The sequence below is a fragment of the Micromonospora sp. CNZ309 genome, assembly GCF_002846525.1.
Genome location: NZ_PJNG01000001.1, coordinates 4,708,633 through 4,729,146, shown reverse-complemented (window position 1 = coordinate 4,729,146; position 20,514 = coordinate 4,708,633). Strand labels below are relative to the sequence as shown.

Below are 20,514 nucleotides of genomic sequence, written 5' to 3'. Positions count from 1 at the left end.
CGGGCCGGTCAGGGCGGGCGGTCAGGGGGTGAGCAGGGTGGCGAGCTGGCGCTTCCAGGTGTGCAGCAGGGCGGCGCGGCGGGACGAGTCGTCGTTGAGCAGGTTGGCCACGCCGAGCCCACGGAGCAGGTCGAGGGTCGCCTGCACCGCCTCGCGTACGCCCGGGCGGCGCTCGTCGACGTCGAGCAGCGCGACGGTGAGCCGGTGCATCTCGCGGCCCACCCGGGCCTCCAGCGGCACCAGGGCTTCGCGCAGCTCCCGGTCGGTGCGGGCGGCGACCCAGAGTTCGAGGGCCGCGACGAAGAGCGGGCCGGTGAACGCCGCGCCGAGCAGGTCGATCACCAGGTCGAGCCGCTGGGGGCCGGGCGGCAGCGCCTCGGCCTCGGTGCGCAGCTCCTCCGCCCGACGCTCCGCGAGGTGGGCGACGGCGGCGGTGACCAGCGCGGCCTTGGTGGGGTAGTGGTGCAGCTGGGCGCCGCGCGAGACGCCGGCCCGGGCCGCGACGACGGTGGTGGTGGTGCCGGACCAGCCGTGCTCGACCAGGCAGTCGACGGTCGCCTCCAGCAGCCGGGCCTGGGTGGCGCGGCTGCGTTCCTGCTGAGGGACGCGGGTCGATGCGGGCACGGGGACAGCGTGCCGCCCCGGAAACAAACAGTCAAGACTGACTTTTTCTTGCCACCGGACTGACGCCTGCCGGCCAGGGTCGGTGACCAGGTGTTCGGGCGCTGTCGAGCTGCCCCCACGGATGGGGCACGGGCCGGCGGGGCCACCGGCTCGCCCGGAGAGCCCGGCCCGCTGCCGGACAGCGACGGGGCCTCGACCCCGGTCCGGTCCGGGCTCGGTGGGATGCGGGGCCCGTCCCGTCGGTAACGCTCAGCGGCCGTCGCGCGGGGCGAACACCGCGAGGGCCGTGGCGTCGCTGTGTCGGGAGCGCAGGTACTCGTCCGCCCACTCGGCGGCGTCGGGGAAGCCCGACTCGGCCGTCACCCGGGCGCAGGCGGCGTCCACGTCGAAGGAGGTGCGCCGCAGGTCCACCCCGGGCCCGAGGAGCGCCCAGAAGGCGCCGGGACCGCCGTAGGGCATCCCGATGCTGCCCGGATTGACGACCAGCCGCCGGTCGGCCAGCCGGGTGAACGGCATGTGGGTGTGCCCGCAGACGACCGTGCCCACCTCGGCCGGGACGTCGGCGAGCACCTCCGCCCAGCGTTCCATCCGGGAGTCGACGAGCACGACCTCCTCGTCGTCGCGCGGGGTGGCGTGGCAGAACAGCACCGGGCCGAGGCCGGCGACCTCCAGGGTGACCGTCAGCGGCAGCGCCGCCAACCGGGCCACCTGGTCGTCGCGGAGCTGCTCCGCCGCCCAGTTGGAGACGTCGATCGGGGAGGGGCGGCCGGCCCGCGCCTGCACCAGCTCGCGGTCCGCGTTGCCCCGTACCCAGCGGGCCCGGTCGCCCAGCCCGGCGAGCACGTCCAGCACCTCGACCGGCTGCGGACCGGCCGCCATGTCGCCGGTGAGCACGATCAGGTCGGCGGCGGCGACGTCCGGCTCGGCCAGCACGGCCTCCAACGCCGGCAGCGCACCGTGGATGTCGGAGAGAACGGCCACCCGGTCCAGCATCGATCCACCGTGCCCGCCGGGCGGGCACGGTGTCCAGCGATTCTGCCCCGGGCAGACAGGGCCCCGGGGCCGCCCGGCCGGGTGCGTCAGACGCGGGCGCGGCGGGCCAGTCGCTCCGGGTCGAGGATGATGATGCTCTTGCCGTCCAGCCGCAGCCACCCGCGCGAGGCGAAGTCGGCCAGCGCCTTGTTGACGGTCTCCCGGGAGGCGCCGACGAGCTGGGCGATCTCCTCCTGGGTGAGGTCGTGGGTCACCCGCAGCACGCCGCCGTCGCGGGTGCCGAAGCGGCCGGCCATCTGGAGCAGGTTCTTGGCGACGCGACCGGGCACGTCGGTGAAGATCAGGTCGGCCAGGGAGTCGTTCGTGCGCCGGAGCCGGCGGGCGAGCACCCGCAGCAGCTGCTCGGCGATCTCCGGGCGGTTGTTCAGCCACGGGCGCAGGGCCTGCTTGCGCAGCCGCACCAGGCGGGTGTCGGTGACCGCCGTGGCCGTCGCCGTACGCGGGCCGGGGTCGAAGAGCGACAGCTCGCCCACCATGTCCGACGGGCCCATCACCGCGATCAGGTTCTGCCGGCCGTCGGCAGCGCGCCGACCCACCTTGATCTTGCCGGACAGCAGGATGTAGAGACTGTCGCCGGGTTCGCCCTCGTTGAAGACGATCTCGCCCTTGCGGACCTCGAGCGTCTCCATCTCCTTGGCGAGTGCCTCGGCAGCCTCCGGGTCGACGCCCTGGAAGATCCCGCTGCGAGCCAGTACCTCGTCCATCGCGCACCTCCGCCTGCGCGTGCCGTCCGTCGGCCGGGTCCGCCGTCCGCTGATCCCTCGCGCGTCGCCAGTCTAGGCGCACGTGAGCAGCAATCAGAGGTGCACCCCTGGAATCTTGATCGTTGGGCGTAACCTGCCGGCCCTGATCAAGCAGTAGGATCGCGCGCCCGCCCGGGCACCGGGGCGGCCCCCGACACCCGGGTCGTAGGGTCACCACGTGCTGAGTGAACCCGTGCTGACCGCCCGCCCGGAGGACGGTCGGGACGTCCCGCTGCTCGTGTGGCGCGCCGACGGCCCGCTGCACGCGGTCAGCTCCGCGCCGCTGGGCGGCGGGATCGGCGTCCGGCACTGGGTCGTCAACGCGACCGTGCCCATGTCGTACGACCGGGACGACCCCGCCGACCACCTGGCCGAACTGGCCGACCGGCTCGGCCTCGACGGGCCCGGGGTGGGCCTGTTGACCGGGGTGGACGTCGCAGAGGTCGTCGCCCGGACGGACACCGGCGTGCGGATCTGGGCCACGGTCGGCCTGGGCACCCCGGTCTGGGCGGCGGCACCCGCCCCGGCGGCACCGGGGCAGCGGGTCGGCACCGTCAACGTCGTGGCGTACGTCCCGGCCCGGCTCGGCGACGCCGCCCTGGTCAACGCCGTCGCCACGGCCACCGAGGCGAAGGCGCAGGCGATCGCGGAGCTGGGCGTGCCGGGCACCGGCACCCCGACGGACGCCGTCACCGTGCTGTGCCCCGTCGACGGCCCCGAGTCGGCGTACGGCGGGCCGCGTTCGACCTGGGGCGCCCCGCTGGCCCGGGCCGTGCACGCCGCCGTCACGGCCGGCGGGGCCGGCACCGTGGTCCCGTGGTCGGACCGACCGGTGGGCTGAGACTCCGTCCGATCGGCTCTCGTCTCGGCGTTGCAAGCCCGATAAGGTCGCGCTCGATGTACGCTGCCGCCTCCCCACCGCGCCGCCGCGCCGCACTCGGCCTCGGCGCGCTGCTCGCCGTCCTGCTCGTCGCCGGCTGCGGAGGGCCCGGTTCCGGGTCCGACGCGGTCTGGCAGCCCGGCGCGGGGGGCGGCAACTCCGGCGCCCCGGTCCGCTCGGGCGAGCCCACCCGCTCCGCCCAGCCCGCCGAGCAGGCCATCTCGCTCTCCGCGACCGGCGACATCATCATGGGCAACGCGCCGAACCGGCTGCCCCCCAACGGCGGGAAGGGCTTCTTCGACTCGGTCGAGAAGGCGCTCGCGGCCGACCTGGTGATGGGCAACCTGGAGGAGCCGCTCACCGTCGACACCGGCACCGGCAAGTGCGGGCCGAACTCGACCCGCTGCTTCCAGTTCCGGGCCCCGCCCGAGTACGCCGCACACCTGCGCGACGCGGGCTTCGACCTGCTCAACCAGGCCAACAACCACGGCTACGACTTCGGCCCGAAGGGCTACGAGAACACCCAGAAGGCGCTGGAGAAGTACGACCTGGCGCACACCGGGGCGCCCGACCAGATCACCGTCGTCGACGTCAAGGGGGTCAAGGTCGCGGTCGCCGGCTTCTCGTCGTACGTCTGGTCGAACAGCCTCACCGACATCGCCGCCGCGAAGAAGGTGATCACCAAGGCGACCGGGATGGCCGACATCGTCGTCGTGCAGGTGCACATGGGCGGCGAGGGCTCCGAGAAGACCCGGGTCAAGCCGGGCACCGAGATGTTCCTCGGCGAGAACCGGGGCGACCCGGTCAAGTTCTCCAAGGCGATGATCGACGCCGGGGCGGACCTGATCGTCGGGCACGGGCCGCACGTGCTGCGCGGCATGGAGTTCTACAAGGGCCGGCTGATCGCGTACAGCCTGGGCAACTTCGCCGGCGGGGGCAACTCGCTGAGCAACGCCGGCCGGCTCGGCTGGGGCGGGGTGCTGAAGGTGTCGCTGAACCCGGACGGCAGTTGGGCCGGCGGCTCGTTCGTCTCGACGTACATGAACTCCATCGGCAAGCCGACCATGGACAAGGACGACCGCGGGCTGGGCCTGCTGAAGCAGCTCACCAAGAGCGACTTCCCGGAGACCGGCGCCCGCTTCGACGACGCGGGCGCGATCAGCGCGCCGCAGGGCGGCTGACCGGGCCGGTACGGCGCGTGGCCCCGGCCGAGCGTCGGCCGGGCGACGTAGGCTGGCCGGCGTGACCACGAGTTCCTCCGGCTTCACCGAGACCGACCTCGGGCGCACCCGTCGCGCCCGGCGGATCGGCCGGATGCTGACCGACACCCATCCCGACGCGCACTGTGAACTGGACCACTCCAACCCGCTGGAGCTGGCCGTCGCGACGATCCTCTCCGCCCAGTGCACGGACAAGAAGGTCAACGAGGTCACCCCGAAGCTCTTCGCCCGCTACCCGAGCGCCGCCGACTACGCGGGCGCGGACAGGGCGGAGCTGGAGGAGCTGATCCGGCCGACCGGCTTCTACCGCAACAAGACCGACTCGTTGATGAAGCTCGGTCAGGCCCTCGTGGAGCGGCACGGCGGCCAGGTCCCCGGCAGGCTCGCCGACCTGGTCGAGCTGCCCGGCATCGGCCGCAAGACCGCCAACGTCATCCTCGGCAACGCCTTCGACGTCCCCGGGATCACCGTCGACACGCACTTCCAGCGGCTGGTGCAGCGCTGGCGGCTGACCGCCGAGACCGACCCCGTCAAGATCGAGCACGCGATCGGGGCGCTCTTTCCCCGGCGCGACTGGACCATGCTGTCGCACCGGATCATCTTCCACGGCCGGCGGGTCTGCCACGCCCGCAAGCCGGCCTGCGGCGCGTGCACGCTGGTGAAGCTGTGCCCGTCGTACGGCACCGGGCCGACCGAGCCGGCGGCGGCCGCGAAGCTGCTCAAGGGCCCCCGGGCCCGGGACCTGGCGGTGGCGGCCGGGGTCGACCCGGAGCTGGTGCCGGTCCAGGCCGTCGTGGCGGAGGCACCGTGAGCGCGAGGAGTGAGCCGGTCTTGCGAGCCCCGCAGTCGCGAACCGAGGTATCGCCGTGAGCGTGAAGAGTGAGCCGGTGTCGCGGGCCCGGCAGTCGCGCCGCCGGCTCGTCGCCCTGCTCGTACCCGTGCTGTTGGCCGCCGCCGGGTGCACCGCCGGCACCGAGGAGAAGGACCCGGGCCCCTCCGAGCGGCAGAAAGCCGCCGCGAGTCGCCCGTCGCCCTTCCAGGACTGCTCCGCCCTCGGCACGCCGCCCGCCTCCGCCCCGCCGGCGTCGCCGTCCGGCGGCGGGGGGCAGACGCTGCCCGAGCTGACCCTGAACTGCTTCACCGGCGGCGCCCCGGTCGCCCTGCGCGACCTGCGCGGCCCGGCCGTGATCAACGTCTGGGCGTCCTGGTGCCCGCCCTGCCGCAAGGAACTGCCCGCCTTCCAGCGGCTCAGCGAGCGGGCCGCCGACCAGCTCCGGGTGGTCGGGGTCAACAACCAGGACGGCCGCGAGGCGGCCCAGGCCATCGGCGAGGACTTCGGCATCCGCTTCCCGGTGCTGGTCGACCAGGGCGAGGGCCTGAAGCGGGAGCTGAACCGCAAGGCCATCCCCCTGACCGTCTTCGTCGACGGGCAGGGCCGCGTACGGCACGTCGACTCCACGGGCGCCCTCGACGACGCCCGGCTGGCGGAGCTGGTCCGCCAGCACCTCGGCGTGACGGTGCCGGCGTGAGCCGGCGGCCCCCGGGCTGGTTCGACCCGCTGCTGGCCCGGCTCGGCAGCGCGCGCAGCGAGGACTTCACCCGACTGGTCACCCCGGAGAGCGGGGGGCGGGAGAGCGCCGTGCTGGTGCTGCTCGGCGAGGAGCCCGGCGCCGGCCCCGACGTGCTGGTCCTCCAGCGGGCGGCCACCCTGCGCAACCACGCCGGTCAGCCGGCCTTCCCCGGCGGCGCGGCCGACCCGGAGGACGTCGACGCCCGGGCCACCGCGCTGCGCGAGGCGAACGAGGAGGTCGGCCTCGACCCGGCCAGCGTCACCGTCCTGACCGAGCTGCCGAAGCTCTGGATCCCGGTCAGCGACTTCGTGGTCACCCCGGTGCTCGCCTGGTGGCACGCCCCGCACCCGGTGCATCCCCGGGAGCCGGCCGAGGTGGCGCACGTGGCCCGGCTGCCGGTCACCGAGCTGGTCGACCCCGCGAACCGGATGCGGGTCCGTCACCCGAGCGGCTGGATCGGCCCCGCCTTCTCGGCGCGCGGGATGCTGGTCTGGGGCTTCACCGGCGGGGTGCTGGCCACCCTGCTGGAGATGGGCGGCTGGGCCCGGCCGTGGCCGCGCGACCGGGTCGTGGACCTGCCGCCGACCGGGGAGGCTCCGGCGCCCTCCGCCGGCACCGACGCGGTGGACGAGACGCCGGTGCGCTGACCGGACGGTCACCTTCGGCAAGCGATGGTCATCTCGCGGGCCCGGTGCCCGTACGCTTGACGCGTGTCCGCCGTGGATCTCGTACTGCTGCTGCTCATGCTCGTGTTCGCGATCAGCGGATACCGCCAGGGCTTCGTCATCGGGGTGCTGTCGTTCTCCGGCTTCTTCCTGGGCGCGCTCGTGGGTCTCCAGCTGGGGCCGTTGCTGGCCCGGCAGTTCGTCGACAGCGGCACCCGGGTGCTGGTGTCGCTGGTGGCGATCTTCGGGCTGGCGGTGGTCGGGCAGGCGCTCGCCGGCTGGCTCGGCTCGCACCTGCGCAAGACGATCACCAGCGACGTCGGCAAGCGGGTCGACGACGTCGGCGGGGCGTTCGTCTCGCTCTTCGCCGTCCTGCTGGTCGCCTGGCTCGTCGCGGTGCCGCTCGGCTCGTCGTCGCTGCCCTGGTTGGCCTCCTCGGTGCGCAACAGCGCGCTGCTCACGGTGGTCGACCGGGTCCTGCCCGATGAGGCGCAGCAACTCTCCACGGCGCTGCGCGACACCGTCGACACCAACGGCTTCCCCGACGTCTTCGGCGACCTGGCACCCACCCGGGCCCGGCAGGTGTCGCCGCCCGACCCGGCGCTCGCCGGCTCCCAGGTGGTCGTCAACAGCCAGCGATCGGTGGTCAAGGTGCTCGGCTCGGCCCCGAGCTGTTCGCGCCGGATCGAGGGCTCCGGCTTCGTCTACGCCGACGACCGGGTGATGACCAACGCCCACGTCGTCGCCGGCACCCGGTCCACGGTCGTGGAGCTGAACGGCGACCGGTACGACAGCAAGGTGGTCGTCTACGACCCCGACCGGGACCTGGCCGTGCTGCACGTGCCCGGCCTGCCCGGCCCGTCGATGCGCTTCGCCGCCGGCAACGCGGGCAGCGGCGCGGACGCGATCGTGCTGGGCTTCCCGCTCGACGGCCCGTACAACGCGCAGTCGGCGCGGATCCGGGACGTCGACCGGATCACCGGGCCGGACATCTACTCCGCCGGCAACGTGACCCGGGAGGTCTACACGATCCGGGCGCTCGTGCAGAGCGGCAACTCGGGCGGCCCGCTGGTCTCCTCGAACGGGCTGGTGCTCGGGGTGATCTTCGCGGCGGCGGCCGACGACCCGAACACCGGCTTCGCGGTGACGGCCGCCGAGGCCCGTCCCGTCGCCCTCGCCGGCGCCGAGCGCACCCGGGCCGTCGGCACCGGCGAATGCACCTGATCGGTCAGGCTCCCGCCGCCGGCCCGTGACCCGCCAGCGGCCTCTGGCCCGACGGCGGCGCGGGGCGGCCGGGTGGGGCGGCCCGCCAGACGGTGAGGGCGGCGGCCGTCGCGGCCACCACGGCCGCGCCGAGCAGCCAGCCTGCCAGCACGTCGCTGGTCCAGTGCACGCCGAGGGCCACCCGGCTGAACCCGGTCACCAGGGCCAGCAGCAGGGCGGCCGTCCACACCACCGGGCGCGCCGCCGGCCGTACGCGCGGGAGGAACACCACCAGCAGCACCCCGGCGGCGAGGGTGGCGTTGAGCGCGTGCCCGGACGGGAAGGCCAGGCCGGGCGCCTCGGCCACCGGATCGGGCAGATCCGGCCGGGGCCGACCGACGAGCAGCTTGAGCAGCGGGCCGAGCAGGCCGCCGACCGCCATGGTGACGGCCACCCAGACGGCCAACTGCCGGGCCTGGCGGTGGAGCAGCCAGAGCACCAGGACCAGGGCCGCCACGCGCAGCGGCATCGGGGCGAACACGTCGGTGACCAGGGCCATCAGGCGTACCCACGCCGGATGGTCGGCGGCGGGGCCGGCCAGCGCGTCGGTGACCGCCGTGTCGAGCCGGCGCAGCGGGGGCCAGTCTCCCAGCACCAGGAACGCCAGCAGCGTGAACGGCACCGCCACCAGGAACGCGGCGGTCGCGGCGAGGGTCAGCCGCAGGCCCCGCGCGTGGTCCGGGTGCAGGCGGCGGTCACGCCACGAGGAACGCGGCGGGGCGACGAGGGTACGCGGGCCGGACGGGCTCATGACATCCGTCCTACCCGCGACGCGGCCCGGTCAGACCCGTAGCGGCTCAGCCTGGCGGCGGGCGGCGCCATGTCGCGGCGGCGCGCCGGTGCGAGGCCAGCGGAGTCCACTGGCGGAACCGGCGCACCATCAGCGCCGCCCCGGTCAGTAGGGCGACGAAGAACGCGGCCCCGGTCCAGAGCTGCTCCGGCGTGGTCTCCTCCTGCGTACCCGCCGGCTGCGCCGCCCACCGGGACTGCTGGCGCGGCACGGTGAAGCCACGCGGGTCGCCGCCGACCCCCGCGACGTCGGGCCGCGCCGCCCCCGGAGCCGGCCCGAACCCGACCACGCCCGGGGAGGACTGGTCGTCCAGCGGGTTGCGGCCCACCGGGCCCACCTCGGCGTCGAGCGCGGCGACCGGGTCGACCATGCCGTACCCGAAGCGGTCGTCCCGGCCGGTCGGGCCGATGTCGCGGGCGGTGGTGAGCAGCCGGTTGACCACGTCGCCGGCGGGCATCTCGGGGTAGCGGGCCCGCACCAGCGCGGCGGTGGCGGCGACCAGCGGCGCCGCGAAGCTGGTGCCCTGCACCCGCCAGTAGCCGCCCGGCCGGGCCCCGACGAGGCCGGTGGCGGGGGCGGTCAGCACGGTGGCCCGCCCGGTGATCGAACCGGACCAGAGGTTGTCGCTGTCGCGCTCCGAACCGGCCACCGCGATGACGCCCGGCTCGCGGGCCGGGTACCAGACCTTCGCGTTGGCCGCGTCGCCCAGGTTGCCGGTGCAGGCGACCACGACGACGTCCCGGACGAAGGCGTAGTCGAGCGCGGCCGCCAGGGCGGGGCTGTCGCCGCTGCCGCCGAGGGACAGGTTGATCACGCGGGCGCCGTTGTCGACGGCCCAGCGCACGCCCTTGGCGACGATCAGCGCGTCGTCGTAGCGGTTCTCGGCGTCGAGGACGCGCACCGGGAGGATCCGGGCGTCCGGCGCCAGGCCGACGGCCCCCCGCTCGTCGTCGTTGCGGCCGGCTATCAGCGCGGCCACGGTGGTGCCGTGGCCGACCGGATCGGGACTGCCGGTCGCGCCCCGGGGCGCCACCAGGTCGAGGCCGGGCAGCACCTGGCCGGCCAGGTCGGGATGGCTGGCGTCCACGCCGGAGTCGACCACCGCGACGGTGACGCCCTTGCCGGTCGAGCTGCGCCAGGCGGTCTTCGCCCGCAACACGTCGAGCTGCCACTGCTCGTCGCGGACCTGGTCCGGGCGCTTCCTGCCGTCGGGCGCCGCGAACGCCACCGGAACGACGGCGGCCGGCTGGTGGAGGACGGGTAGGGCGGCGGGCTGCCGAGGGGCGGCGCCGGCCGCCGTCACCGGAGTCGCGACCGACACGACGGCGGCCGCCAGACCGAGCAACGTACGTCCGGCGATCCGCCGAGCCGCTGGCGGACAGCTGTGCCGCACGGTCGTCACATCCTCAGGCATTCATCGCGACGCAAACATGACGATCGGAGATTACCGGTTCTCCGCCGCCTCGCGGGGCGTTCCCGGGACACTGGTCACGACCGCCCCACGGGACGCTCCCGGGACACCGGTCACGGCGGTGGCAGATGGGCCAGCTGGACCAGGCGTACGCCCTCACGCCGGGTGACCAGCCGGCCCCGCCCCGGGGGCAGCGGGCCGGGGCGGACCGGGCCGACCAGCGCCCCCTCCTCCGGGCTGCCCGCCATCACCAGCCCCGAGGTGGACAGCTCGCGCAGGCGTTGCACGAGGGGCTCGTACTGGGCCCGGCCGGCACCGCCCGAGCGGCGGGCGAGCACCAGGTGCAGCCCGACGTCCCGGGCGTGCGGCAGGTGCTCCTCCAGGGCCCGCAGCGGGTTGGACGGCCCGCTCGCGACCAGGTCGTAGTCGTCGACCAGCACGAACAGCTCCGGCCCGGACCACCACGACCGCTGCCGCAGCTGCGCGGGCGTGACGTCGGGCCCCGGCACCCGCCCCGCCATGTAGCCGGCGGCCGACTCGATCAGGTCGGTGGTGTGCGCCGCGGCGGAGCCGTACCCGATCAGGTGCGGCGACGCCGACTCGGTCAGGTCCACCAGGCTGCGGCGGTAGTCGACCAGGATGACCCGGGCCTGCTCGGGGGTGGACCGGGTCATGATCGAGGTGGCCAGCGCGCGCAGGAACGAGGACTTGCCGCACTCGGCGTCGCCGAAGACCACGAAGTGCGGCTCGGTGGCGAAGTCCAGCACCACCGGGCGCAGGTCCGCCTCGGCGATCCCCACCGGGATGCCCAGGCCGGTGGTCGCGGTCAGGTCCAGCTCGGCGTACGGGAGCACCGGCGGCAGCAGCCGCACCGGGGGCGCGACGGGGCCGGTCCAGCTCCCGGCGGCCTGCTTGACCAGGTCCGTCGTGTCCCCGCCGGACGCGGCGAGCTGCGGCAGCGCGGTGAGGAAGTGCAGGCTCTCCGCCGTGATGCCCCGGCCGGGGGTCTTCTCCGGCACGTTCGTCGCCGCCCGCCGGGCCACCAGCGAGTCGGCGGGGTCGCCGAGGCGCAGCTCCAGCCGGGAGCCGAAGAGGTCCCGGATCGCCGGCCGGAAGTCCAGCCAGCGCACCGCCGTCGCCACCACGTGCACCCCGTACGACAGTCCCCGGGTGGCGAGGTCGGTGATGAGCGGCTCCAGGTCGTCGTACTCGCCGCGCAGCGTGGCCCAGCCGTCCACCACCAGGAACACGTCGCCGAACGGGTCGGCCCCGGGCTGGTCGGTGCCCGCCAACGCGGCCCGCCGCTGCCGCCACGTCGCCATCGACTCCACGCCCAGCTCGGCGAAGCGTCGTTCCCGGTCGACCAGCAGCGTCGCGATCTCGCCGACCGTACGCCGCACGGCCGTCGGGTCGGCGCGGCCGGCGACCCCGCCGACGTGCGGCAGGTCGCGCAGCGCGGCCAGCCCACCGCCGCCGAAGTCGAGGCAGTAGACCTGCACCTCGGCCGGGGTGTGGGTGAGCGCCAGGGCGCAGATCAGCGTGCGCAGCGCGGTCGACTTGCCGCTCTGCGGGCCGCCGATCACGGCGACGTGGCCGGCGGCGCCGTCCAGCGCCAGCCAGAGCAGGTCACGGCGCTGCTCGAAGGGCTTGTCGACGACCGCCACCGGCACCTGGAGCGCGCCGTGCAGCTCCGGGTTGCCGAAGGTGAGACCGCGCGCCGGGTCGGCGCCGACCGGACCGAGCAGCTCGTCCAGCGCCGGTGCCCGGCCGAGCGGGGGGAGCCAGACCTGGTGGGCGGGCGGCCCCTGCCCGGCCAGCCGGTCGACCATCAGCTCCAGCAGGCTCTCCGTGCCGCCCTCGTCGGCGGTGGCGGGCAGGGCGGGCGGCCCGACCGGCTCCGGCTTGGGCACGAGGTGGGTGGAGAAGGCGAGCAGGCGCGGGGCCCCGGTGCCGCCCGCGCCCGGTGCGGCGCCGCGTCGGCGCAGCGCCCCCGAGACGTACGCGGCCTTGAACCGCACCAGCGGCTCGGTGCCGAAGCGCAGGTAGCCGTGGCCGGGGGAGCGGGGCAGCTCGTGCGCGTCCGGCACCCCGAGCACCGTGCGGGACTCCAGCGCCGAGAAGGTCCGCAGCCCGATCCGGTACGACAGGTGGGTGTCCAGCCCCCGCAGCCGGCCCTCCTCCAGCCGCTGCGAGGCCAGCAGCAGGTGCACGCCGAGCGACCGGCCCAGCCGGCCGATCTGCACGAACAGGTCGATGAAGTCGGGCTTGGCCGAGAGCAGCTCGGAGAACTCGTCGCAGATCAGCAGCAGCGACGGCAGCGGGGCGAGCGGGGTGCCAGCGGCCCGGGCCCGCTCGTAGTCGCGCAGGCTCGCGAAGTTGCCGGCCCGGCGCAGCAGCTCCTGGCGGCGGACCAGCTCCCCGTTGATGGCGTCGACCATCCGGTCGACCAGCGGCAGCGCGTCGGCCAGGTTGGTGATCACCGCTGCGGTGTGCGGCAGCCGGTCGAAGGAGGCGAAGGTCGCGCCGCCCTTGAAGTCGATCAGTACGAAGTTGAGCTGCTCCGAGCTGTGCGTGGCGGCCAGCCCGAGCACCAGGGTGCGCAGCAGTTCCGACTTGCCGGAGCCGGTCGCCCCGATCAGCAGGCCGTGCGGCCCCATCCCGTCCTGCGCCGACTCCTTCAGGTCCAGCTCGATGGCGCCGCCGTCGGTGCCCACCCCGATGGGCACCCGCAGCCGCTCGCGGGCGGACCGGGGCGCCCACCCCTGCTCGGCCGTGAAGCTCTCCGGGTCGCCGAGCCCGAGCAGCTCGGGCAGGCCCAGCTCGGCACCGGGCGGGGCGGCCGGGCCGCGGGCCGCGGTGGCCAGCCGCAGCGGGGCGAGCCGGCGGGCGACGGCCTCCGCGTCGACGAGGTCCAGCCGGTCCGCCGTACCCACCTCGGCGTGTCCCTCCGCCGAGTGGGAGTGCAGCCGACCCCGGCGCAACTCCAGCAGCAGCGCGAACCGGTCCAGCAGGCGCGGCGGCGGGGTGTCCAGGTCGATGATCGTGACGGCGTCGATGCCGCCGTCGCCGGTCAGGTCGGTGGCCCCCGTCAGGTCGCCCCCGTCGAGCACCACCACCACGTGCGGGCCGTCGGTGGCCGGGCCGGCGGGGCTGAACCGGGACCGGCTGGCCAGCACCTCGTCGAGCAGCCCCTCCAGCTCGGTCCCCGCGCTGGTGACCAGCCGGACCGGGCCGAGCGCGTCGGTGCGGGTGGGGTGGTGGGCGTGCGGCAGCCACTTGACCCACTCCCAGGCGGCCCGCCGCTCCGGCCCGGCGCAGACGGCGACGAGCAGCTCGTCCGGGGCGTGGAAGACCGCGAGCTGGGCGAGCACCGCCCGGGCCAGCGCCTGGGCGGCGGGCCCGTCGCCGCCGGCCGGGCCGGCGTCGCGTACGAAGACCCGGGCGAAGCTGCGCAGCGACAGCGCCACCGGCAGGTCGGGCACCACGGCGTACGCGTCCAGGAACCGGCGCAGCGCGCCGGCGGTCATCGGTTCCAGCTCCTCCAGCGGGCGGGTGACCGGGGGGACCAGCGGGGTGGCGAGGGTCTGCGGGCCGACGGCGACCCGGACCACCGCGAAGTCCGGGTCGGTGGGGCGGCGTTCCCAGACCCGGTGGCTGTCGACGGTCGACCAGAGCCGGCCCGGGTCGGGGTGCCGGTAGTAGAGCCCGGCGCGCTGCTGCCCGGCGGTCTGCCGGACCCGGCGCCGCAGCACGGTCAGGTGCCGCAGGTAGTCCCGCCGGGCGGCCATCATCTCCGACTTCTTCGGGGTGCCGGAGGCGCTGCCCCACGAGGTCACCAGCATGGCCAGCGAGGAGAGCCCGAACATCCCGCCGACCACGTACGAGTAGGCGCCCCCGCCACGGCCGAACATCATCGCCATCGCCACGGTGCCGCCGAGCATGGGCAGCACCATGAGCAGTTGCTGCCAGCGTCCGCCGGCGACGGCGGGGATCTCCGGCGGCGCGTCCACCGGCAGCTCACCCACCGGGATCTCCGGCGCCGGTCGGCGGGGTGGCCGCTTGATGACGACAGTGGACACTCGACCTCCTGACAGCGCTCGGTAACCCGAGCCTGGCTCATGGTAGGTAAAGTCCTGTCGTCCGCGCAGCCACCAACCCTGCCGGAGATGGAGATCAGTCGATGACGATCGGGCTGGCCCGGGTCACCATCAGCGCCCCTCAGCGGCGGGTGGACGTCGCCCTGCCCGAGCAGGTGCCCCTGGCCGAGCTGCTGCCCGAGGTGCTGCGGCACGCCGGCGAGGGGCTCGCCGACGACGGCGAACGGCACGGCGGCTGGGTGCTGCGGCGCACCGACGGCGCCGTCCTGGCCACCGCGCAGGCGCTGCTGCCCCAGGGGGTCCGCGACGGCGAGGTGCTGCACCTCGTGCCCGCCCGCGCCGAGTGGCCCGAGCTGGAGTACGACGACGTGGTCGAGGCGATCGCCGACGGTGCCCGGCGGCGCGGCGGGGCGTGGTCACCCGCCGCCACCCGCGCCGCCGCCCTGGCCGGGGCCGCCGTGCCGCTCGCCGTCGGGTTGCTCGCCGTGACGGCCGGCGGCCCGGCGCACGAATCGGCCTGGCCGGCCGCCGCCGTGGTGGCGCTCCTGCTCACCCTCGCCGGGGTGGTGGCGTCCCGGGCCCACGACGACGGGTCGGCGGGCGCGACCCTGGGCGGCTACGCCCTGCCGTACGCGGCGGCGGCGGGCGCCCTCGCGGTCAGCTCCGGCGACCCGGTCGGGCCGGTGCCGGGGCTGCGCTGGATCGGCGCGCCCGAGCTGCTGGCCGGCTCGGTGGCGCTGCTGCTGGTGTCGGTGCTCGGGCTGGTCGGCGTCGCCACCCGGCTGCGGGTCTTCGTGGCGGGCGCCGCCGTCGGGGCTGCCGGCGCGCTGGCGGCCCTCGGCGGGCTGCTGCTCAACCCGGCCGGCACGGCGGCGGTGCTGCTCTGCGTGCTGGTCTTCGCCGTGGGGGCGGTGCCGCTGCTGGCCATCCGGCTCGGCAAGGTGCCGCTGCCCCCGATCACCCTGCCCACCGGCGAGCCGGGTGGCGCCGACCGGGTCCGCGACCTGCCCGACCGGGACCGGGTCTACGCGGCGGTGGCCCGCACCGAGGAGATGCTCACCGGGATGCTGCTCGGGCACGCGGTGCTGGCGGTCGCCGCCGCGGTGGTGCTGGGCCTCTCCGGCGGGACGGCCGGCCGGCTGCTGGTGGCGGTGGCCGCGGCCGTGCTGCTGCTGCGCTCCCGGCTGTTCGTGTCGCTGCGCCACCGGGTGCCGACCGTCGCCGCCGGGCTCGCCGGTTACGCGGTGCTGGGCGCCGTGCTCGTCGATGGGTCCGGTCCGGCGGGCCGCCTCGCGCTGGTCGTCGGCGGGCTGGCGCTGGCCCTCGTGGCGGTGGTCGCCGGCACCACGTACGCCCGCCGCCCGGTCTCCCCGTACGTCGGCCGGATCGCGGACCTGACCGACACCGCCCTGGTGGTGTCGGTGGTGCCCGTCGCCTGCGCGGTGCTCGACCTGTACGAACGGGCCCGGGGGCTGCTCGGCTGAGCGGCCCCCGGGCCCGTCGGTGGTCTGTGCCGGGTCAGTGCGTGGACTCGCCGCGCGCCTCGGCCTCCTTGGCGCGCCGGTACGACGCCACGATCTCCGCCTCGGCCTCGATCCGCCCCACCCACGTGGCGCCCTCGACCGACTTGCCGGGCTCCAGGTCCTTGTAGACCTCGAAGAAGTGCTGGATCTCCAGCCGGTCGAACTCGCCGAGGTGGTGGATGTCGCGCAGGTGCTCCTGGCGCGGGTCCTCGTAGGGCACGCAGAGGACCTTGTCGTCGCCGCCCTTCTCGTCCGTCATCCGGAACATGCCGATGGTGCGGCACCGGATCAGGCAGCCCGGGAAGGTGGGCTCGGGGACCAGCACGAGCGCGTCCAGCGGGTCGCCGTCCTCGCCCAGCGTCCCCTCGATGAAGCCGTAGTCGGCCGGGTACTGCGTGGAGGTGAAGAGGGTGCGGTCCAGCCGGATCCGGCCGGTCGCGTGGTCGACCTCGTACTTGTTGCGGTGACCCTTGGGGATCTCAACCGTCACGTCGAAATCCATCTGCACGCTCCCTCGTTTGCCCACGCTGGCCAACGGAAACCAGCGGCACGCCGCTCCACGGATGAATGCCCACCCGCGGGCTCCGGCCGCCGCATAGTGTTCGGACCGAAGTAGTGTCACCCAAGCAGATTTTCGCGGGGCGAGGAGGGGGCCGTGGGGAGGGAAGATTCACACTACCGTCCGGATGCCGATGCTGGACGGGGTACCGGCCGATCTGCTTCCGGCGGCGCGGCCGGGCGGTTCCCGGTGCCCGACGCCCACCTTCCCCGCCCACCCGCGTCTCCCGGCCCCGCCGACCTGACGCCCGGCCCGTCCCCGGACAGCGGAGTCCTCGCCGGCTCCGGCGTCCCGGCTGGTCCCGGCGTCCCGGCTGGTCCCGGCGTCCCGGCTGGTCCCGGCGTCCCGGCTGGTCCCGGCGTCCCGGGCGGTCCCGGCGTCCCGGCGACCGGTCCCGTGGGCCAGGGACCCTCGTCGGGGGCGGCGGACCTCTGGGCCGCCGCCGCGAACCGGCCGGCCGGCGGGCCGCCCGGCCCGGGCGCCCCGGAGCCGCCCGCGCCGACCCCCCGCCGTCGCCGGCGGGTGCCCGTACTGCTGGCCGCGGTGCTCGTGCTGGTCCTGGCCGCCGCCGGGATCGCCGTGCTCCGCCCGGGACCGGTGGCGCAGTGGCTGGGCGACGAGCCCGCCGGCCCGGGAGCCGCCACACCGGCGGCGGAGCCGGCGCCCGTGGCGGTGCTGGCCGCCGCGGACGCGAACGCCCCGATGCCCACCCCCGAGGGCGTACGCGCCGCGCTCGCCCCGCTCGTGGGCGTGCCCGCCCTCGGCGACCGGGTGCACGTGTCGGTGGCCGACGTGGCGACCGGTCAGCCGCTCTTCGGCCGGGGCGAGGACGACGGCACGGTGCCCGCCTCGGTGACCAAGCTCGTCACCGGGGTCACGGTGCTCGCGGCGCGCGGTCCGGCGTACCGCATCCCGACCCGGGCGGTGGCCGGCGCGGCCCCCGGTGAGGTGGTGATCGTCGGCGGCGGGGACCCCACGCTGGCGGTCGACAAGAAGGGCTTCTACCCGGGCGCGGCCCGCCTGGACGACCTGGCCGCCCAGGTGCGCGACGCCCTCGGCGGCACGAAGCCGACGAAGGTCACGGTCGACTCGTCGCTCTACTCGGGTCCGGTCTTCGAGCCGGGCTGGGACGACGACATCCCCACCGGCGGTTACGGCGGCGCGATCACGGCGCTGATGACCGACGGGGCCCGCAGCGACGTGACGCGCGCGAAGAAGGACGAGGCGGCCGGCAACCACTGGGCCGAGCGGGTGTCCCAGCCCGACCTCGCCGCCGGTCGGGCCTTCGCCCGGCTGCTCGGCGTGCCGCCCAGCGCCGTCGCGCGCGGCACCGCCCCCGCCGCCGGCGCCGCCACCCCTGGGCCCGGGGCCGAGCTGGGCAAGGTGGAGTCGCTGCCGATGGTCCGGCTGGTCGACATCATGATCAGCGACAGCGACAACATCGTCGCCGAGGCGCTGGCCCGCCAGGTCGCGCTGGCGCGCGACCAGCCCGCCTCCTTCGTCGGCGCGGGCGCGGCGATGGACGCGGTGGCCGCGGAGCTGGGCCTGCCGGCCGACGAGCTGACCCTCGCCGACGGCAGCGGCCTGTCGCGCAGCAACCGGATCAGCCCCTCGCTGCTCACCGACCTGATCGCGCTCGCCGGTGACGGCAGCCGCCCCGAACTGGCCGCGATCTTCGGCGGCCTGCCCGTCGCCGACTGGTCCGGCACCCTCGCCGACCGGTACGGGACGGCGGCGACGAAGGCCGGCGCCGGGGTGATCCGGGCCAAGACCGGGACGTTGACCAAGGTGCACGCCATCGCCGGCCTGGTGAGTACGAGCGACGGGCGACTGCTCACCTTCGCGGTGCTCACCGACGCGGTGCCGCCGGACGGGCTGACGGCCGCGCGGGGAGCGCTGGACCGGATCGGCGCGGCACTGGCCGGCTGCGGCTGCCGCTGACCGTCGGCGCGGGCTGGGGCGGGCGTCGGCGTGGGACCGGCGTCGATCCCGGGCGCGAGCCCGGGCCGGGGTGTCGCGGCGCGGGTACGGTGGGGTGCATGGCGCAGTTCGTGGACTGGGATCTGGCCGCCGCGACCGCGGGGGCGCTGAGCAAGTCGGGCCCCCGGGTGTCGTACACCGAGGCCACCGACGTGGTCGCTGAGCTGCGGCGGCTGACCGACGAGGCGGCCGGGCACGTCGCCGACTACACGGGGCTGCGTTCGCAGGTCTCCCACCCGCCCGTGCGGGTGGTCGACCGGCGGGACTGGGCGGCCACCAACATCGCCGGGCTGCGCGAGGTGATCACCCCGCTGGTCGGCCGGCTCACCAAGGACAAGCAGCCGGGCGCGCTGACCGAGGCGATCGGCTCCCGGGTCACCGGCGTGCAGGCCGGCACCGTGCTCGCCTACCTCTCGGGCCGCGTCCTCGGCCAGTACGAGGTCTTCTCCGCCGACCCGGGGCAGTTGCTGCTGGTCGCGCCGAACATCGTCGAGGTGGAGCGCAAGCTCGGGGCCGACCCGCGCGACTTCCGGCTCTGGGTCTGCCTGCACGAGGTGACCCACCGCACCCAGTTCACGGCCGTGCCGTGGATGCGCGCGTACTTCCTCAGCGAGGTGCAGGCCTTCGTGGACGCGTCGTCCAGCGGCGGCGAGCACCTGCTGGAGCGGCTGCGCCGGGGCGTCGCCACGCTCTCGGACGCCGTGAAGGACCCGGAGAGCCGCACCAGCGTGCTGGACATCGTCCAGACCCCGGGGCAGCGGGCCGTGCTGGACCGGCTCACCGCGCTGATGACCCTGCTGGAGGGGCACGCCGAGTTCGTCATGGACGGCGTCGGCCCGCAGGTGGTCCCGAGCGTGGATCGGATCCGGGCGGCGTTCAACCGGCGCCGGGAGGCCGGCAACCCACTGGAGAAGGCCATCCGCCGGCTGCTCGGCATCGAGGTCAAGATGCGCCAGTACGCCGAGGGCCGCAAGTTCGTGCACGGCGTCGTCGACCGGGTCGGCATGGAGGGCTTCAACAAGATCTTCGGCTCGCCGCTCACCCTGCCCCGGCTGGAGGAGTTGGGAGACCCGGACGCCTGGGTGGCGCGGGTGCACGGCCCGGTCGGCCCGGCGCCGACCGTCGGCTGACCGTACGCCCGTGGCCGCGCTCGCCCCGCCGGTGGCCGCGATCCGGGTCGCGGTCCGCCGCGCCCTGGCCGACCTGCCGCCCGGCGGACCGGTGCTGGTCGCCTGCTCGGGCGGTGCGGACTCGCTCGCGCTGGCAGCCGCCACCGCGTTCGTGGCGCCCCGCACGGGTCGCGCCGCCGGCCTGGTGACGATCGACCACGGGCTCCAGGAGGGGTCGGCGCAGCGGGCCGCGGCGGTGGCGACGTGGGCCCGCGAGGTCGGCCTGGCGCCGGTCGAGTCGGTGCGGGTCGAGGTGGCCGGCCGGCCGGGCGGTCCCGAGGCGGCCGCCCGCGAGGCCCGCTACCGGGCGCTCGCCGAGGTGGCCCACCGGCTCGGCGCGACGGCCCTGCTCACCGGGCACACCCGCGACGACCAGGCGGAGACCGTGCTGCTCGCGCTCGCCCGGGGCGCCGGCCCGCGCGGGCTCGCCGGGATGCCCGCCCGACGGGACCTCGACGGGGTGCCGCTGCTGCGCCCGCTGCTCGAGGTCGGCCGGGAACAGACCCGTACGGCGTGCGCGGTGCTCGGGCTGAGTCCCTGGGAGGACCCGCACAACGCCGACCCCTCGTACGCCCGGGCCCGGGTCCGGGCCGACCTGCTGCCCGCCCTGGTCCGCGCCCTCGGGCCGGGGGTGCTGGACAACCTGGCCCGGACCGCCCGGCTGGTGGCGGCGGACAACGCCGTCCTCGACGGGTTGGCCGCCGCCGCGCTGGCCGACGTCCGCCACCCGGACGGCGGCCTCGCCGTACGTGGGCTGGCCGACCTGCCGCCGGCGGTACGCGGCCGGGTGCTGCACGCCTGGGCCCGGGAGCTGGGCGCCCCGCCCGCCGCTCTGTCGCACCGGCACGTGACCGCCCTGGACGCGCTGGTGACCGGCTGGCGCGGGCAGGGGGCGGCGCACCTGCCGGGCGGGCTGCGGGTGCTGCGCCGCGACGGCCGGCTCGCCGCCATCGTTCCCCGCTGATC

Annotated in this window: 17 protein-coding genes; 10 read left to right on the top strand and 7 right to left on the bottom strand. The window is 75.7% G+C overall.

All coding sequences use genetic code 11. The features are described 5' to 3' along the window. Window positions 1–21: 21 nt before the first annotated feature. The 3 genes from CLT72_RS19895 to CLT72_RS19885 form a co-directional block, all read right to left on the bottom strand. Window positions 22–624: a TetR/AcrR family transcriptional regulator gene (locus CLT72_RS19895; RefSeq protein ID WP_101413086.1), complete on the bottom strand. Its 603-nt coding sequence runs from the start codon at window positions 622–624 to the stop codon at window positions 22–24. Window positions 625–873: 249 nt separating this feature from the next. Next, entirely contained in the window at window positions 874–1,617 is a 744-nt protein-coding gene (locus CLT72_RS19890; RefSeq protein ID WP_101413085.1) for a metallophosphoesterase family protein, read from the bottom strand. Between the two features lie 86 nt (window positions 1,618–1,703). Next, on the bottom strand, window positions 1,704–2,381 hold the full coding sequence (locus CLT72_RS19885; protein ID WP_089003062.1) for a Crp/Fnr family transcriptional regulator: 678 nt from the start codon (window positions 2,379–2,381) through the stop codon (window positions 1,704–1,706). Window positions 2,382–2,598: 217 nt separating this feature from the next. Here CLT72_RS19885 and CLT72_RS19880 point away from each other — a divergent pair, with 217 nt between their 5' ends. The 6 genes from CLT72_RS19880 (at window position 2,599) to CLT72_RS19855 (ending at window position 7,980) form a co-directional block, all read left to right on the top strand. Continuing rightward, window positions 2,599–3,261, top strand: a complete 663-nt coding sequence (locus CLT72_RS19880; RefSeq protein WP_101413084.1) for an adenosylcobinamide amidohydrolase — start codon at window positions 2,599–2,601, stop codon at window positions 3,259–3,261. Between the two features lie 56 nt (window positions 3,262–3,317). Beyond that, window positions 3,318–4,481, top strand: a complete 1,164-nt coding sequence (locus CLT72_RS19875) for a CapA family protein (protein ID WP_101413083.1) — start codon at window positions 3,318–3,320, stop codon at window positions 4,479–4,481. Between the two features lie 61 nt (window positions 4,482–4,542). Beyond that, a complete protein-coding gene (gene nth, locus CLT72_RS19870; RefSeq protein ID WP_199184608.1) occupies window positions 4,543–5,331 on the top strand; it encodes an endonuclease III in 789 nt (262 codons plus the stop codon). A 55-nt stretch (window positions 5,332–5,386) separates the two neighbouring features. Then, complete coding sequence (locus CLT72_RS19865) at window positions 5,387–6,049, top strand: TlpA disulfide reductase family protein (protein ID WP_250102159.1); 663 nt, start codon at window positions 5,387–5,389, stop codon at window positions 6,047–6,049. After that, the gene (locus CLT72_RS19860; RefSeq protein WP_101413081.1) at window positions 6,046–6,738 is read left to right on the top strand and encodes an NUDIX hydrolase; all 693 of its coding nucleotides are present in this window, start codon (window positions 6,046–6,048) and stop codon (window positions 6,736–6,738) included. The genes CLT72_RS19865 and CLT72_RS19860 overlap by 4 nt, the downstream gene beginning before the upstream one ends. A 63-nt stretch (window positions 6,739–6,801) precedes the next feature. Then, entirely contained in the window at window positions 6,802–7,980 is a 1,179-nt protein-coding gene (locus tag CLT72_RS19855) for a MarP family serine protease (RefSeq protein ID WP_101413080.1), read from the top strand. A gap of 4 nt (window positions 7,981–7,984) precedes the next feature. Here CLT72_RS19855 and CLT72_RS19850 read toward each other — a convergent pair whose 3' ends face one another. The 3 genes from CLT72_RS19850 to eccCa all read right to left on the bottom strand — a co-directional run bounded on the left by CLT72_RS19850 (window position 7,985) and on the right by eccCa (window position 14,299). Then, window positions 7,985–8,770: a phosphatase PAP2 family protein gene (locus CLT72_RS19850; RefSeq protein WP_101413079.1), complete on the bottom strand. Its 786-nt coding sequence runs from the start codon at window positions 8,768–8,770 to the stop codon at window positions 7,985–7,987. A gap of 46 nt (window positions 8,771–8,816) precedes the next feature. Beyond that, entirely contained in the window at window positions 8,817–10,223 is a 1,407-nt protein-coding gene (gene mycP / locus CLT72_RS19845) for a type VII secretion-associated serine protease mycosin (protein ID WP_101413078.1), read from the bottom strand. 110 nt (window positions 10,224–10,333) lie between these two features. Beyond that, window positions 10,334–14,299 (bottom strand): type VII secretion protein EccCa, encoded by a 3,966-nt coding sequence (eccCa, locus tag CLT72_RS19840; RefSeq protein WP_101413077.1) that lies wholly within the window; start codon window positions 14,297–14,299, stop codon window positions 10,334–10,336. 101 nt (window positions 14,300–14,400) lie between these two features. Between eccCa and eccD the strand changes: the two genes are divergently transcribed. Next, complete coding sequence (gene eccD, locus CLT72_RS19835) at window positions 14,401–15,801, top strand: type VII secretion integral membrane protein EccD (protein ID WP_101413076.1); 1,401 nt, start codon at window positions 14,401–14,403, stop codon at window positions 15,799–15,801. Between the two features lie 34 nt (window positions 15,802–15,835). On the opposite strand, the gene CLT72_RS19830 is transcribed toward eccD, so the two are convergent. Continuing rightward, window positions 15,836–16,342 carry an inorganic diphosphatase gene (locus CLT72_RS19830; protein WP_101413075.1) on the bottom strand — a complete coding sequence of 169 codons (507 nt, stop codon included), beginning with the start codon at window positions 16,340–16,342 and terminating at the stop codon, window positions 15,836–15,838. Between the two features lie 579 nt (window positions 16,343–16,921). Between CLT72_RS19830 and dacB the strand changes: the two genes are divergently transcribed. The 3 genes from dacB to tilS all read left to right on the top strand — a co-directional run bounded on the left by dacB (window position 16,922) and on the right by tilS (window position 20,512). Continuing rightward, entirely contained in the window at window positions 16,922–18,340 is a 1,419-nt protein-coding gene (dacB, locus tag CLT72_RS19825) for a D-alanyl-D-alanine carboxypeptidase/D-alanyl-D-alanine endopeptidase (protein ID WP_250102179.1), read from the top strand. Window positions 18,341–18,438: 98 nt separating this feature from the next. Beyond that, the gene (locus tag CLT72_RS19820; RefSeq protein WP_089003074.1) at window positions 18,439–19,509 is read left to right on the top strand and encodes a zinc-dependent metalloprotease; all 1,071 of its coding nucleotides are present in this window, start codon (window positions 18,439–18,441) and stop codon (window positions 19,507–19,509) included. Window positions 19,510–19,519: 10 nt separating this feature from the next. Continuing rightward, the gene (tilS, locus tag CLT72_RS19815; protein WP_101413073.1) at window positions 19,520–20,512 is read left to right on the top strand and encodes a tRNA lysidine(34) synthetase TilS; all 993 of its coding nucleotides are present in this window, start codon (window positions 19,520–19,522) and stop codon (window positions 20,510–20,512) included. Window positions 20,513–20,514 lie beyond the last annotated feature (2 nt).